Genomic DNA, 16,174 nt, shown 5'->3' with positions numbered 1-16,174 from the left:
CCGTCCGACTCCTTAACCCCTCGCCCTAACCGGCGGGGGGTTTTGTTGTTATAGGTATTAATTGAGTAGTCAAGACGGGTAACGAATACCTTCGCGATGAGTTATGTCATCAAGCATTTTCAACTTCTTCAAAATCAACCTATGAGTACCATGCAGCACTATCCCAAACGATTGACCCGAACGGGCCTCGCGCTCGTCTTCGCCTGGCTATTTCTCGGCCTGGCGATTCCGCAGGCACACGCCACTCCAAAATTTCGTGTCTCCAGCAGTCACAATATGTTCTGGCAAGTGAGTGGAAGCCAATCCATCACGATTCAGCACATGTCCAGTGATTCTGAGACTGTAGCTATTTACAATTACCCATACAAATATCCGGGCAAATTCACGGTCGGAGCCACTTCCGTTTCCTGGGCTTCCTGGGATACTTCCTTGCGAACGGTGAGCGTTGCGTTTGCCAGCCTGGCGAATGACACCTCACGCAATGCCGTGGTTCTCTCGGATGGACATACTGAGGATACGATTTATCTCACAGGGTATGATACCAATTACATCGTCCCTCCGACGAAGGATTTTTCGCTCTATTCCCATGAGATTAATCTCACTTGCTTTGGTGATACGGTCAATGCCCCTATGCTCGTATACAATCTGCAATCCAGCGCGATCACCATGCAGGCATCCCTTTCCGATACAACACATTGGTCGCTCGATCCGAGTGGTTCATTCTCAATTTCCGGCACCTATCCGACCAATCGTTATGTATGGATCACCTATCACTCGCACGGCGTAGGGTACGAGCGAACGCTCGTGCGCTTCTATTGTGCCTCGCCATACGTGCAAGTTGATTCCGTGTGGGTCACTGTCCTTGATTCGGTGCCAGCGCATTCGTATGTACCAGCAATTACGTCCGTGAATATAGGTCATGTATCGGTCGGAGATACTGGATGTGGGACCTTTGTGCTCTCAAACCCGACGGTGCAGGCGATCGAAATTCGGTCCGTTACTATGTCTGCACAAAATGACTTCTTCCTTAGTGGCACCCCCAGCACGCCCTTCTGGCTGCAGGCAGGCGATTCCGTTACTTTCTCTGCATGCTTTCATCCAACACGATATTACGGCTTCAACTCCGCAAATATCAATGTGAATTGGCGCGACTCCTCCGGGACGACCGGCGTACTCGGTGGTCAGATCTATGGATACACAGACCCCTGCATCAGCGCGGTTGGCCGGGACTCGATCACTCTCGACGACGTGATTGCCGGTGGATATGTCGATGCCTCTGCGTCGTTCATCGTCCATAATGATTCGGCATTAGTACTTCAAAGCAAATATATCTCCGATAGCTGTTCGCTTACCATTCTCAGCCCATCACTTCCCATGACTGTCCATTCGGGTGATACGGTCACGATCCGTTTCCGCGCCGCGCCACGGCGGAGCGGATATTTCGGTGGCGATCTTGTCTTCACGGATGGAGGTACATGCTGGGGCATGATTGCATGCGAAGGAAACGCTACGTCATCGACCGACACCGGCCTGCAACTCTTTCCCGCGCAGAGCGAATTACTTGCCATGACCACTTCCTCGCATGTGACGGTCGACACCTTCTGGTTTCTTAATAACCTTACGGGACAAGTCCATGTCACAGGAGCATCACTTTCGCAAGGCACGCATTTTCAGATCCTTGGCGAATTGCCGCATGGCCTGCCGGATACTCTAACCTTGAATCAGAGATTTGGCGTTATTGTACAGTTCACCGGCGATACGAATGGCTTCTATCACGATTCGCTCACGATTGAAGCAAGCCAGAATCTTGCACCGTGGCCACCGTTTAACCTGGAGGCGTTTTACACGAAAGCCAATGCAGGTATCAGCACGAACATTATCTCGAGTACCGTCGGCCTATCGATTGCACCGAATCCCGCCGAAGGACCAATCGGAATCCGGGTATCGAATGCGACGAAAGCCTCGGTCGAAATCTTCGACCTCCTTGGTAATCGGCTGGCCATCATGCCAAACACACTGCAGACAACGTGGGACGCGCCAGCCCGAAACGGTGGATTCTATATCGTCCGTGCTAGCGGCGTGGACCAAAATGGAAATGCATTCACCATATCGAAGCGCCTCATCTTTCAGTAAGTGCTAAGAACTGAGTGCTGAGTATCCTCTCGTGCTCAGCACTCAGACTTAGTTTTCAGGACTGTACTCCCAATGAAGCACGATCTCGAAGCAGCGAAGCAAGCAATCGCGAAGGCCTCTTCTCCGGAAGAGCGCCTTCGCGTCCTGCTTGAATCGAGCAGAGATTTCTACCGGTCAAGTCCGAAAGACGCCGCCAAGTGGGCACAGGAAGCACTCACACTCGCGAAGAAACGGAAGGACCGCGACAAAGAAGCGAGCGCCCACTATCGTCTCGGCTGTGCTCAGTTCCAGTTGTGCGAATATGCGGTTGCCGAAAAGTCATTCCACAAAGCGATTGAACTTGACAGTCCTCACCATCTAGTCGAAGGGCCAATGTTTTCGCTTGGGTTGGCACTTTCCAACCAAGGAAAATACAAAGAAGCGATTGATTACTACGAACAAGCCTTGAAGCTTTCGCGCGAGCAACATCGGCAGTCGGAGGTCGATATCCTCGGCGCTCTTGGCAATGCTGCGCTGGAGCAGGGCGATTACCCTAAAGCGCTGGAATACCAGTATGCGAGTTTGTCTATTCTCGAACGCTCCGACGATCCTTTGCGCCGTTCTATTGTCCTAGGAAATATCGCAAGAGTTTATCTTGAAGTTCAGGCTCTGGACCGCGCCGACCATTTCTTTGAGCGTAGTTACCTGCTCGCGAAGGAACAGGAGGATGATTCCGGCATGGCAAGCATCCTGTATAATCGTGGCCTTATCGCTCAACAACAACAGAATGACAGGGAAACCCGTCGATTCTTCAAAGCGGCATTGCATGTTGCTACCGGAGTAGGTCGCAAGGAATCGGAAGCGTACATCGAAAACAGTTTGGGTGAACTTGATATGGCCGCTGGTCATGGGAAGGCTGCCCAACAGCACTTTGAGCGTGCGGCTGAGCTTTCCCGGCTATTGGGTCTCAAGCGCATGTTAAGTGCGAGTCTGATGGGTTATGGACGAACGCTGGTCGAAGCGGGCAAGCCGGTAGAAGGCATAAAAGCTCTCAAAGAATCGATACAAGTGAGTTCGCAATCGGGAATGGTCGCATTGGAATGTGAATGCTCGAGTGCCCTCGCAAAAGCTTATGAATCTGCTGGGAAGCTTAAGTTATCCATTGAGTATTTCAATCGATATATCAAGCTCAATGAAGAGATAAACAGTCAGCAACGCCAGCGCGCACTCATTGAAATCTCGGCCCGTGTTGAGATAGAGAAAGCAGACCGTGAGCGAGAACGGATGGAGCGGCTGGCAATGGATGCGAATGCCCGGGCCGAACTTCTCCGTTCAGAATCGGAGCGACAATCGAATGAACTAACGACTCTGGCCCTGCAACTTGTCGAGAAAAACGAATTCCTTTGCGATTTGAAGCTGGAGATCGAGCCGGCCATGAAATCCTCCCGCCGGGCAAAGTCGATTCTTGAGAAAATTGACGATCACATTCGGACCGATCGTGACTGGGAGACATTCGAGCACCAGTTCAACCAGATTCATCGTGATTTTCTTGGAAGGCTATCGGCCGCCTACCCGTCACTGACTCCAACGGAGCTGAAAATTGCTGCGCTGATCAAGTTGGACCTTCCCACAAAGGCGATTGCGAATCTATTCTGTCTTTCTGTACGGACTGTGGAAAACCACCGGCAGTCGATCCGGCATAAGCTGCGGCTTGAGGGGGTGAACAACTTGGTCTCCTTTTTGACAAGCCTCGGAGGCTGATATGAAGCACGAGCGCACTTTCCATTGTAAATTTGCAGAAGTGAAAAGTTCAAAATCGCTCGCGCTCTGCATTCTTCAGGCATTCTTCATCGTTGCGGCCCTAAATGGTCGGGCTGCTGCTCAGCAAAATGACACGATTACACTGAGTTGTCACGGTTTCGGGTCACATTTCATGTCTGCGATGTATAGAGGCTGGACCACGGACACCCTGATCCTACTCGATTCATTCACGAGGCGTGACTCAGTCGCTGTGTCTTCGCCGAATGATTCGTCGTTCTATATTCAGAATGGAAAATTGCCAGTCGATTCCACCAGGCCATTCCCGTTTCTGGTGATTTTTCAACCAACAAAGCTAAAAAGCGATACAATCACAGTCACATTTTCGAGAGATTCCTGCACATTTAGCTTGACTATCTACGCGACGGCTCTGGGGCCAGCGCCGGATTATTCGACCTTCTATCTAACAAACGCACCACAGGTGATTGCCATGCAATACACCAGTGACAGCGCCTTCCTTCACGCCCGCATCCAAAACGCTCAAGCTTCGACCGTTCAAATTGAATCGATTAAATTCCAATACGGTGAGGCTTTCCACCTCGATACGACATTTAACCAATGGCCGATCGCGCTGCCACCTGGACAGAGTTTCGATATTCCAATCTCGTTTCAGAGCACGTTTATCGGCTTTAGGTCGGATGTATTGATTGTGAGTATGCCGAATCATCCGATTCTTCCAGAAGTCGCGATTGCGGTTCAAGGAGTTAGGCTAACGCCCTCTTCCGTAATCTCGCAGTCATCCACCACTAATTTCTGGCTGTATCCCAACCCTGCTTACGGCGCCATTACGATTCACTCGGACGGAGTGATCAATCTCCATGTAAAGGTGACCGACATTCTTGGCCGCACATTGCGCGAGGCGAACTTTGTGCAGGACTGGACATGGGATGGTGCATCGGCATCCGGCCAGCAAAATGCGCCAGGCACTTACTACTTCGATGTATCCGGCATAAGCGATGACGGCCAGCCAGTGCATGAAGTGCGGCGTGTAGCCTTGCTGCGTTAATGTCTGAACCCGAGATTACGCCTGTTTTTCTGATTTCACTAATGGAATCCGGGTTCAGACTTTGTACTTCCCTGGCCATAATGCCTTGAGCCGATCGAGAATCGTCTTCTCGCGGCCTTGCTCGGTCGGTTTGTAGTATACCTTATCTTCGTAGCCTTCGGGCAAATACGTCATTCCGCGCGCGAAATGTCCTTCTTCGGAATGCGCGTAGCGGTAGCCTGCATGGTAGCCGAGTTCTTTCATCAGCTTTGTCGGCGCATTGCGGAGATGCAACGGTACAGGCTGATCAGGATTGTTTTTCGCGTCATCCAGCGCGGCAGAAATACCCATATATGTCGCGTTGGATTTCACGGCCGACGCAAGATATGCCACGACGTGTCCAAAGATAATCGTCGCCTCGGGAAATCCAACAGCTCGAACGGCATCCCAACATGCGGTCGCGAGCAAGAGCGCGTTCGGGTCGGCATTCCCGATGTCTTCGCTCGCAAAGATAATCATGCGGCGCGCGATGAACTCCGGATCTTCGCCCGACTCGATCATACGCGCCAGCCAGTAGAGCGCGGCGTTCGGATCGCTGCCGCGCATCGACTTGATAAAGGCGCTAATGATATTGTAATGTTCTTCGCCGGCTTTGTCATAGCGCGATGCCTTGCGTCCAACAGCGGCTTCAATGGATTCGGCGGAAACCACCCCCGTGCCGCCGCCTTCAAAAGGCGGGGGCGCTAATTGAACCGCAAGCTCAAGTGCATTCAGCATTTTGCGTGCATCGCCGCCGGAGAGTACCATCAGCGTGCGGCGAGCGTCCTCGCCAAGTTCAAGATGCAACTCGCGAAGTTCTTCGTCTTCTTTCAATGCGCGTTCGAGCAGTGTTTCGAGGTCTTCGCGCGAAAGGCTTTCGAGTACAAAGACGCGCGCACGGCTTAGGAGCGGCGAGATCACTTCAAACGATGGATTTTCCGTCGTGGCGCCGATGAGTGTCACATCGCCATGTTCGACGGCACCCAGCAGCGCGTCTTGTTGCGATTTCGAGAAGCGGTGGACTTCATCGATGAACAGCACGCTTCGCTCCTCGGAAGTACGGTTGGCTTCACGCGCCAACTCGATGGCTTCCCGTAAATCCTTGACGCCGGCGCTGATCGCCGACAGCGAAAAAAATGGCGCGCGAGCGGTCCGAGCGAGTATGTTGGCGATCGTTGTCTTGCCAGTTCCGGGCGGACCCCACAGGACCATCGAGTGCAGTTTGCCCCGCTCGGCCATGACACGAAGCGGCTTACCGGGACCAAGCAGCGATCGTTGACCAACAACCTCCTCTAATGTTTGCGGACGTAGCCGCTCGGCCAACGGGGAGAACGAACCGGGGTTATGCGAAGGCAGATGTTCAGGATAGATTTTCGGAATCTTGCTCATAGTCTCAAGCGGAAGCAATACAATCCGTACAATCAATCCGCGGAATTCGCATCATCCGTATAACTCACGGTTCAGAATGCATCACCTCGCAACTTGCGGGCTCGCTCTCTGGCGGTTTCGGTAAACGTCGAAGAAGGATAGCGCGCGAGAAAATCTTCGTATCGTTTTTGCGCGTGCGCTTTGTCATGTAAATCTTTTTCGGTGATTTCGGCAGCGCGAAATGCGGCGACATCGAGTAGCGGACTCTTCAGCATCGTCTCTTGCATCGTATCGAGCACCCCAACCGCTTCCTGTGCTTTCCCTAACTTCACGAGTACCTCGGCGGATCGGATCGTGGCATCATCGGCCAGGGGAGAACTTGGAAATAGCTGCGCAACACTCGCATAACCGAGTTGAGCCGTATCGTAACGCCGGCTGACCTCTGCAAGAGCAGCCTTCGCATAAGCAGCTAGAGCCGGGCGGTTCGCCGGATTAACATTCTCCTCGATCAATCCCGAAAGCTGAATCGCATCATTCGCGAAATCGCTTCCGGCATCGTTCGCGACGGATTGCGCTTGTGCCAGTGATGTATCGAAATTGTCCTGATAGTAATTGGAAAGCGCGCGGTCATACAAAATGTGATTCCGCACTTCTTTGTCCGATGGTGTCGCACGTTGGGCCAGCGCATGCTCGATCGTCTGCAACCGGCGCTCGGCGAGCGGAAACTCCTGTTTCGCGAATGCGATATCCACAAGACCAAATGCCGCCCGCTGCATCGGCTCGCTCACGCCATGAGAGAGCGTAATCGCCGACTCATAATCCTTCGTTGCGCGGTCCAGATCGAATAGAACATGGAAAGCAATCTGTCCGGCATGTGTCAGCGCATCGAGCGCCAGTTCGGTCATACCGCCCGCTGCGGGTTTTGCAGCAAAGTCCTCGTAGCCAATGATGAGCGTCCGCATGGAATCCTTTGGGGAGCCAAGCATAGAGTAATAGGCATCCTCCGTCTTCAATGACCCCAACTGAGCCTGCTGGATGAAGTAATTATTCCGGGCACTGCTGCTGGATTCGAGCCGCTTCAGCGCTTCTCGATACGCCTTAACGGCAACGTCCAGAGCACCCTCGTTCCGAACCCGATCAGCAAATTGCAGGAGTTCAAATCCTTGCATTGTATGGTCGGAGCCTGCGTTGGCTGCGAGGCCATCCAGTTGGGTCATCGTTTGAAGCGCCTTCGCGTAATCCTTCTTCTCCTGATATAGCCAGGAGAGCAGGCGGAGATTGGCAACCGCTGGCTCGCCATCCGAGCTCGCCGCGTGAATTGCGCGCTCGAGCGAGCCCAACACTGCCGTGCGCGACATCGAGTCGGTGGTATATTCTGCGAGCCGCTGCTCAACCATCCCGAGGTTCGCCTCTCCCCCTTTCAGAATTCCGACAAACTCGGTCGCCGCGCGATCGAAATCCCCTAATCGGAGATAGAGTCCGGCAATCTGGCTTGAACATACCTCTGCATCGTTGGTCGCAAGCTTTCGCATTCGATCGAGCACTTGCATCGCCTCCTGATTGTAGGAGACATCCATCATGGCATAGACAATCGGAAATAGCTGACTACAATCGGTCGCGTGCATTGCCTCCTCTGCCTTATGAAATGCATCGAGCGCTTCAGTGCGCTTGTTCAATCGTGCTTCGAGCCGCGCCCAGAGCAGCAGCACATCGGATGAGCCATCCTTCGCAAGCCGGTAAGAAACGATCTTCTCTGCTTCATCGAACTTCTTGAGATAGACGAGGCAGCGCGTCAAGCCTTCGAACACGATCTGGTCCGAAGGATTTGTATGATATAACTCCTCGTAAACGCGCGCTGCATTTTGTACATCATGGGTCTCTTCATAGACCTCAGCTAAACGTAGCTTCTGCGCATATTCCTGCGGACTGAGTGGCGGCGCTTGCCGGTCATCATCCGGAATTTGTGCGCGCAGTGAGGAAACCGTGATGAGCATCACGGCGTAAATACAAATAGAAAAAAGTGAGCGAAGCGACATTCGCGAACGTACTCCTGCAAACATTGTGCGACCAGTGAGAGGCATCGTTATTACCAACTCGCAACCGTCATTATCGGTTTCGAATGCCGGGCTTGACGGCCCGACTACGGCATAACGACGACTTTTCGGATAGTCCGATACGAACCCGCCTCAAAGACACACGTGTAGACCCCCGCCGAAAGATTACCGCGCGGCATTGTGGCGGTATGCGTACCCATCGGGCAATCCTGATCCACCGGGTTTGCGACCAACTGACCCCGCGAGTCATATAGCCGAATACTGACATGACTTCCAGTCTCGCCAGGCATAGAACCAACCTGAAACGTAAAGGTCGTCTCCGAGAAAAATGGATTCGGAACATTCTGCATAATCATCGTTCCCGGAGCATGGGCAGAACCGGTGACGCTCGTGCACGAATCGATCACGGTCGCTTTCCCAGGATCGCTCGACATCAATGGTTCGAAGCCAAGACCAAAGACGAGGCTATCTTGCCGAATCGAAGTCCATTGAAATGTCTTCGCTGTAGAGATGACTTGAAATTGCAGAGTGATGAACTCTCCCGGACCGATCATCCCCGTTCCGCCGGAATTACCTCGGATAGGGACCTGACCGAGTATGGTTTGATACGCAGCAACTTGCCATCCCTTGAGACATGCCCCCGGAAACACTCGCTGGAATGCCAGAACTTGCGGATCGTAGGTCACCAGTTCGCTAAAGCCATAGATCGAGTCGAGTGCTCCGGCGAGTGATCCAACTAGACGTTGTGGAATCCGGATGATCTGACCCGCAAAGCCAAGAAATGTATCGTCAATCGCCACCGTATCCATTATTGGGACGTGATCCTCGCCAACCAGTTGCACGACGATATTCGGCAGACCGCTAAACTGAAACTCGACGGAGTCCCGATGGATATGATTCGCTGTGATCGTCTGGGGTGAGAAGGTCACGTTGAATCCGATGGCACTATCCGGATCGAGCACTGGCTTATAGCTGACAGGCGTCATTCTAAAATCAGCGCCGAATGGTCCGACAAATCCACCGTATGCGATGGATACGCTCCCGGTATTTCGGACCGATAGAAAAAGCACTTTCGAATCGCGCAGCACGACCGGACCGAAATTCAGGGTGTCCTTGCTCGCAACCGGTTTTGGTTGCGCAGAAACCAGACCGGAGAGGAACAGGGACCCTACGATGAAGGCCGTAGATAAGAGACGCATTGTATCGTAACATAGGGTATAGGGTAGAGGGTTTAGGGTATTATTTTGCTTTCATAGCCTAAACCCTATACCCTATGCCCTCTGTTATCGACCCCATGAATATCATTCTCTTTGGTCCTCCGGGCGCCGGCAAAGGCACACAAGCCTCGCGACTTGCCGCCAGCCATAACCTCGTCCACATCTCCACCGGCGATATTCTTCGCAGCGCCATCGCTGAAGGCTCCGCTCTTGGCCGGACAGCCAAAAGCTTCGTCGAAAAAGGCGCGCTCGTGCCCGATGATATTATCATCGGACTCGTCCGCGAAGTCCTCGAAGCCAATCGCGAGAAGTCCAGAGGATTCCTGCTCGATGGATTCCCACGCACCGTTGAGCAGGCCCGCGCGCTCGATAATCTCTTCACCGAACTCGGCATCGCCGATGTCCGCATCGTCATTCTCACCGCGCCGGACCAGGAGCTGATCAACCGCATGGTCAATCGCGGACTCGAACAAGGACGCAAGGACGACACCCCCGAGACCATTCGACACCGCCTCGATGTCTATAACACCCAGACCGAGCCGGTCAAGACCTACTACCAAACGAAGCGCAAAGTCCTGCCGGTCGATGGACTCGGGCCGGTCGAGGATGTGACCGCGAGGATCGAGAAGGCGCTCCAATAGTTTTCAGCCTCCGTTCGTTTGAAGTTCACGGAGTGTGCCTCCGCCAGAATGCATTCATCGCTTCTTTCTCCTTGAAGCGATTTTCTCTCTTTTGAATTGTCATTTAATGAACGCCCTCTCCATTTGCGTGAAATCGCCTAAGTTGTCAATGAGCTAACTGGCCTGCTCCGCCTTCATCCTTCATCCTTTTCCCCCAGCTTGGTGCCTATCACTTGCTGAACAACATACAACATTCCTCACCCCGCGCGCAAGGTGCCCATCAAAGAATTCACGAAGTTTTTTTTGATGGCTAAACTGGAAATACTTTCAGCACCTCATCCCCATAATGGTTGATCACCTTCACGGCGATCTTTCCGGTTTCCGGTTTTGGGAATGGGCGGCTCGTGGTGCTGTAGAGCGTGCTCCAGGCCGATTCATCTATGTCCGCGCGGAGTGCGCGCTTCAGCTTATCGTAGGGTTCTTCCGCGCCGGTGAAATAGGCGTGGCGGACGAAGAAGCTCTCGCCATTGTAATCCGTGTCGATGAACCAGCACGCAATGTCGTCCGTCGAGGAGTTGCGGATCGCCCCGGTCGTCGGGTCGTACACGTCCACGCCTTTGATCTCCGCAACAAGCTTTCCGTCCTTCTGCTTTGTGATTTGGACATCCGGCTCGCCGAAGACCATAAACAAATTTCCCGCGCCGGTCTTCTTCAGTAACTCATCGCCCATCGCAAGATCGGGGTTCATCTTTGCAGGCCAGACGACGAGCTTGCCGTACCGCTTCGTCTCTTCGGCAACGTGCGGATCGAACGCGAAGCCGCAGACGATCAGCATGTCGAACCCAACGCCCTGCACCGCTTCCTTCGCGGCTTCCTTCACTTGCTGTGGCCCCACGGTCCCATGCTCCGGGCCGATCGAGACGGCAACGCGCCGCGTCTTGCCATCGGCATCCGTGTATTCACCCGCAGCCTGAATCCAAGCGCCGGCGTAGGTATCCAAACGGTCGAATGTAAGCCGCTCGGCTTTGTGTGTGTTCTGCACGCCGGCCTTGCGGAGATTGTCCAAGATCATCTGCCCGAAGTCTTGTTCTTTCTTCGCCTCTTCTTCCGACATCGTGCCGGACTGATCGTCCTCCGCGGTCGAAAGCACACGGTGCGGCGAAAGGCTCTCGACCGAAAACGGCCCGCACACGCGCACCCGCTTGTTGTCCTCGTAAGGCTGATCGTAAAGCGTTTCGCTGTCGGCGTGGCGAGCAATCGCAGCGTCTATTTGCTGGCGCGTCATTCCGTCCTTGATGTCCGGATTATTCGCAATGGATTTAAGCGTAACATGCGGCACACGCTTATAGACGAAGCCCTTCCGGATGTCGCCGTCCGTCTTGTATTCCGGCGGCATCTTACCCGTCAGTTCGGACTCTTTCTTAATTCCTTCCTGTGAATCGGCAAGCAGATAATAGGGATATTTCGCCCCCATCATGCGTGTGCGGGCAAGCGCCAGCGCCACGCGGCTCGTATCGCACGTGATCCATCTCCGGCCCCATTGCTCCGCAACATAAGCCGTCGTGCCGCTTCCGCACGTTGGGTCGAGAACGAGATCCCCGGGGTCGGTCGTCAAGAGGACGCAACGCTCAATATCTTCGTACTCGTCTGAACCACATAAGAAATGTCCATTTCACCCCTCGTGTCTGTCCACAGATTATTGATTTCAACATGGGGGAAATCGTCGAAGTATCTGACATAGCCGACTCGCTTGGCAGTTGAGGCAACACGCTGCGCAAGGACTAGGCGATTAAGGCCTACAGGATAACTTGCTTTCCAGTTGTCTCCTGGTTTAAGGTTGTACACAGTGCCCTCGAACTCAAATGGCTGGTGCAGGGTGGTACCGCCGCCGCTGGTCAGCGCATGCACTCCAAACAATCTTGATCCCGCAGGGATAATTGACGGATCTTCTTTCTCTTCCTTCGACAGGTTGCGCGTTGTACCATCTTTCAATAGAAGCAACCCATAATTGCTCAGTCCGCTCCTTGTATCCGATTTAGCGACATAGAGCTTCCGATACTTAAGCGTGCTTCGGTTCTTAGCATAAAACAGAATCACATCAAATACGCCCGTTATGTACTCCGAGCCGAAGCCACCTGTCTTTGTGAAGGCGATCTCACCGACGAAGTTCTCACTTCCGAATACTTCATCGAGTACGCAACGGACGAGATGAACATTCTCGTCACCAATTTGTACGAAAACGCTACCCGTCTCCGTGAGAAGTTCACGTGAAGCCACCAACCGATCACGAAGATATGCGAGATAGGAATGAATCTCATATTTCCATGTATCTCGAAATGCGCGAATTTGCTCTGGTTGTCGTGTTACGTCGGCGGCGCTTCCATCTTTCACATCGCGTTTGCGCGTGCTCACCTGCCAGTTGGAGCCAAACTTAATCCCATACGGCGGATCGAGATAGATGGTCTGGACTTTCCCTTTCAGTCCTTCTTTTTCGGCGAGCGAAGTCATTACGAGGAGCGAATCGCCTAAGATCATACGGTTGGTCCAGTTCTGCTCGTGCTGGTAGAACTCGACTTTTTGCTCGAAGTCTTTTGGCCCTCCGTTGAAATCGCCGAAGAGGTTCGGCGCGTCTTCCGCCCGCTCGATGCGTGGCAGCGCGTCGATAATGGCTTGCGGATGGATCTTCTCCTGAATGTAAATCGGCACGACCGGGACGGCGAGGTCTTGCTGGTCCTGTTCGTCCTTGCCCTTCCAGACGAGCTGCGGATCGAGCGATGGGTCGCGCGGATAGAGCATGGTCTTCGGCGCCACCTCGTCCTCGGTGACGAAATCGCGCAGCTCTTCGGTCGGGATGTTCGTCCGTTTATCCTTGTGCCGAATGGATTCGACTTTTGTGGGGGTGGTCGGTTTCTTAGCCATGTTTCTTCAAAAATTCTCGAATCGTATTCTTCGCATTCCAGGGATCGTCTATTTCGATAAACGCCCACCGGCCAAATCCGCCGTGATTGTTGACCGCCGGAATCCACAACGTCTTCGCTGTGGAGACTTTCGCAAGTTTGTCCTTCTTCTTTTCGCCTGTCACTTCGACGATCAGGTTCAGAAGATCGTCCTGCCCATCATCAATACATGCGATAAAGTCCGGGTTGTAATCATGACCTCCGCCATTGATCGTATATGGTATCGTAAAACCAAGACTCTGATTCTTCACGTAGCGCCGTACTTCTTTCATGTCTTCGAGCGACTGCGCCATCTTCTGCTCCCAGGAATCCGTATCCGCTACCACGTGTGAGATGTGGCATTTGTCTTCTCGCGTCCGGTACACTGGTTTGGTGCTGTCGAAATCGACATACTTCGTAGAACCGATTGTATCGTATGGACGCAGAATCGGCTTGAGCGTTGCCGTGCCTTCATTCGAAGCCACGATGGCCTTGTAGATTCGGTCGGCGGCATCGTGCGCGAACTCGATGAGGAGCAGCAGTTGAGGGAAGGTGTTGTCCTTGCAGATCACGCACTCATCGAGCCATCGTTTCGTGATTGCGAGCAATTGCGGGAAGAGCCAGGGTTTGCCGTTTCCGTCATCATCGCGGAAATATTTTTCGAGCGTCAGCTTCGCAAGCAAGAACGCGACTTCGTTTGGCCGGCGGCGCTGTAGGTCCTCCAGTGTGTGAATGCTGGTTTCTCCAACGATTGGCGCATTCTCGGTAATGGTCGGAATGTCAGCCGTGGAAAGCGATAGCCGTGATTCCTCGCTAAACGTTGCGTGAAGCTGTTCACCGCTCAGATCGTAGCGGTATCCGAGCAGACGAGGGAATGTGATCTCGCATCCCAACCGCTCTTCGAGTGCCCGCACGCGTGTCGGGATCGGACCCGGCTTCGGGTCCTTCGTCGCCCCGCTCGTCGGAATGAATGAGAACGGGACGCCATAGACCTCCGCATATTCGGGATTGAAGTGGCCTTTGTCATTCGGGAAGTAACTCATTCGCCGCAACGCACGCCCAACCACTTGCTCGCAAAGTAGCTGCGTGCCGAACGCGCGAACGCCAAGCACGTGCGTTACGGTGTTTGCGTCCCAGCCTTCGGTCAGCATGGATACACTCACCACGCACTTGATGTGCTCGCCCAATTTGCCGGCCTTGCCGACGGTGTTCATCACTTCGCGGAGCAAATCCTCGTCGGTCAGATTTTCGGCGTCGCGCCCGGGAAATCGCACCCGGTATTCCGCTTTGAATTCCTCGATCTCGCGCGCAGCGATATTCTTGAACTCCTCGCTCATGGATTCACCAGACTCAAGCTGATGGCTATCGACAAGGATGGTGTTCGGCCTCTGAAGCCAGCCGCCATTGCCATCGTCGTTCCGGAATATCGCAAGCTGACCAGCTTGCACGATGTTCTTTTCGCCAATCTTCTTTTCCCAACCGGCGATAAAGTCGAATACTAATTTCGAAACGTTGGTATTGTTGCAGACCACGATGAAGACCGGCGGCGTGATTCCTCGTGCGCGAGCCTCCGTGTTCTGCTCCCAGAGCCGGTAATACTTCTCGTAATTCCCGTAGAGACTATGCAAAGCTCCTTGCAGCTCAACTGGAAGGTTCGGCTCGGCTCCGGCCTCTTCGGTTTTGCGTCCTTTCTTCGGAAGGTCCTTGCTAATCCTTAGCCAGAGATCGCGATACGTCGGTTGATCGCCGGTCATGGAGTCATCGGCCACCGGCACGCGCGGTACTTTTACGATTCCCGCCTCGATGGCGTCGATGAGCGAGAAGTCGGAGGCAACCCACGGGAAGAGCGTGCCTTCGGGATAGCCCGAACCGCGAAGGAAGAACGGCGTTGCGGAGAGATCGTAAATCGCTTTTACTCCGATCTTCGCCTGAATCGCCTCGATGCCGGAAATCCAGATTCGAGCTTCTTCTTCGCGACTCTTGGCTTCCGTGCGGTCGTCCCCGGTCAGTTTCTCTTCATCCTCATCATCGGGCCTGCGCCGGTAGCAGTGGTGCGCTTCATCGTTCAGAACGATGATGTTCTTCTTGTTTCCGAACTCACGGCACACCCGCCGCACCATCTGGTCTGGCGTTTCGGTAAAGAGTCCCGGCTTGCCATCGGAGAGAATAGACTTCGTAATCTTACCGGCCGCAATCTTTTCCTTGAGTTGGAAAGCGTGAAAGTTCGTAATGAGAATCTTCGCCTGCCCAAGCCAGTCCTGCATTTGCGCGGGAATGATGTCCCGCTGCCGATAGTAATTCTCCGGATCGTTCGGCATGAGCACGCGCAGCCGGTCGCGGATTGTAATGCCCGGCGTGACGATCAGGAACGTGTCGGAGAAGCGAGCGTCTTGCGGATTGGCCCGCTTGTTCAGCGTTTGCCAGGCAATCAGCATCGCCATGACCACCGTTTTACCCGAACCGGTAGCCATCTTGAATGCCGTTCTCGGCAGTCCGGGATTAGAACTGTCGTTCGCTTCGCGAAGCCGGTTCTCTATCCATGCATCGTTGAATTTCTTGGCAACTTCAGCAATGTAAATCGCGGTCTCTAATGCCTCGTTTTGGCAGAAGAATAATTTCTTATCGCGCTCGGGGTTAGTCCAATACTCGATCAGTTGCGCCGTAACCGGCGTGACACCAACATATCCGCCCTTCCTCCACATTGCAACACGCTGCCGAATGTCATTGACCAGTTTGTTCTCTTCGATGCGGTCTTGCGTCCACTCTGTGTCGAGTATGAGCTGCTTCGATCCTTGCTTCTTCTTTGCCTTCGCGATTGGGATGAAGTAAGAGCTTGTGCGACGGCCATCCTCGATCGTGTCGGTGATGCCGTAATCTTCAAACTTAAAGTGCCGATTCGGCTCGACGTATGGCGAGTTGATGATCGGATTCTCGATTGTAACAGGGTGGGGAGGCTCCGGCATGTTGAATCAGGGTTTAATCGCGCATGCTGGAAAGGAAATTCGGAGGTTTCGGTTTCCTCGCG

Annotated in this window: 8 protein-coding genes and 1 pseudogene; 4 read left to right on the top strand and 5 right to left on the bottom strand. The window is 53.5% G+C overall.

The window, feature by feature from the left end; genetic code table 11:
- The first annotated feature begins 141 nt into the window (after window positions 1-141).
- The 3 genes from Q8902_07340 (at window position 142) to Q8902_07330 (ending at window position 4,936) form a co-directional block, all read left to right on the top strand.
- Complete coding sequence (locus Q8902_07340) at window positions 142-2,133, top strand: hypothetical protein (protein ID MDP4199367.1); 1,992 nt, start codon at window positions 142-144, stop codon at window positions 2,131-2,133.
- Between the two features lie 72 nt (window positions 2,134-2,205).
- The gene (locus Q8902_07335) at window positions 2,206-3,873 is read left to right on the top strand and encodes a tetratricopeptide repeat protein (protein ID MDP4199366.1); all 1,668 of its coding nucleotides are present in this window, start codon (window positions 2,206-2,208) and stop codon (window positions 3,871-3,873) included.
- Between the two features lie 40 nt (window positions 3,874-3,913).
- Window positions 3,914-4,936 (top strand): hypothetical protein, encoded by a 1,023-nt coding sequence (locus Q8902_07330; GenBank protein MDP4199365.1) that lies wholly within the window; start codon window positions 3,914-3,916, stop codon window positions 4,934-4,936.
- Between the two features lie 54 nt (window positions 4,937-4,990).
- Here the strand turns inward: Q8902_07330 and Q8902_07325 are convergent, their stop codons facing one another.
- The 3 genes from Q8902_07325 to Q8902_07315 all read right to left on the bottom strand — a co-directional run bounded on the left by Q8902_07325 (window position 4,991) and on the right by Q8902_07315 (window position 9,575).
- Window positions 4,991-6,343, bottom strand: coding sequence for a replication-associated recombination protein A (locus Q8902_07325; GenBank protein ID MDP4199364.1), 1,353 nt, complete (start codon window positions 6,341-6,343; stop codon window positions 4,991-4,993).
- A 71-nt stretch (window positions 6,344-6,414) separates the two neighbouring features.
- A complete protein-coding gene (locus Q8902_07320) occupies window positions 6,415-8,319 on the bottom strand; it encodes a hypothetical protein (GenBank protein ID MDP4199363.1) in 1,905 nt (634 codons plus the stop codon).
- Between the two features lie 143 nt (window positions 8,320-8,462).
- The gene (locus tag Q8902_07315) at window positions 8,463-9,575 is read right to left on the bottom strand and encodes a T9SS type A sorting domain-containing protein (GenBank protein MDP4199362.1); all 1,113 of its coding nucleotides are present in this window, start codon (window positions 9,573-9,575) and stop codon (window positions 8,463-8,465) included.
- Window positions 9,576-9,670: 95 nt separating this feature from the next.
- Here Q8902_07315 and Q8902_07310 point away from each other — a divergent pair, with 95 nt between their 5' ends.
- On the top strand, window positions 9,671-10,234 hold the full coding sequence (locus Q8902_07310; protein MDP4199361.1) for an adenylate kinase: 564 nt from the start codon (window positions 9,671-9,673) through the stop codon (window positions 10,232-10,234).
- Between the two features lie 289 nt (window positions 10,235-10,523).
- On the opposite strand, the pseudogene Q8902_07305 reads toward Q8902_07310, so the two are convergent.
- Both Q8902_07305 and Q8902_07300 read right to left on the bottom strand, forming a co-directional pair.
- Window positions 10,524-13,132, bottom strand: a pseudogene (locus Q8902_07305) (site-specific DNA-methyltransferase).
- A complete protein-coding gene (locus tag Q8902_07300) occupies window positions 13,125-16,112 on the bottom strand; it encodes a DEAD/DEAH box helicase family protein (protein MDP4199360.1) in 2,988 nt (995 codons plus the stop codon). The pseudogene Q8902_07305 and the gene Q8902_07300 overlap by 8 nt, the downstream one beginning before the upstream one ends.
- Between the last annotated feature and the right edge of the window lie 62 nt (window positions 16,113-16,174).

The sequence above is a fragment of the Bacteroidota bacterium genome (assembly GCA_030706745.1).
Classification (GTDB): Bacteria; Bacteroidota; Ignavibacteria; order Palsa-1295; family Palsa-1295; genus PALSA-1295.
This window is presented reverse-complemented; position numbering and strand designations above follow the sequence as displayed.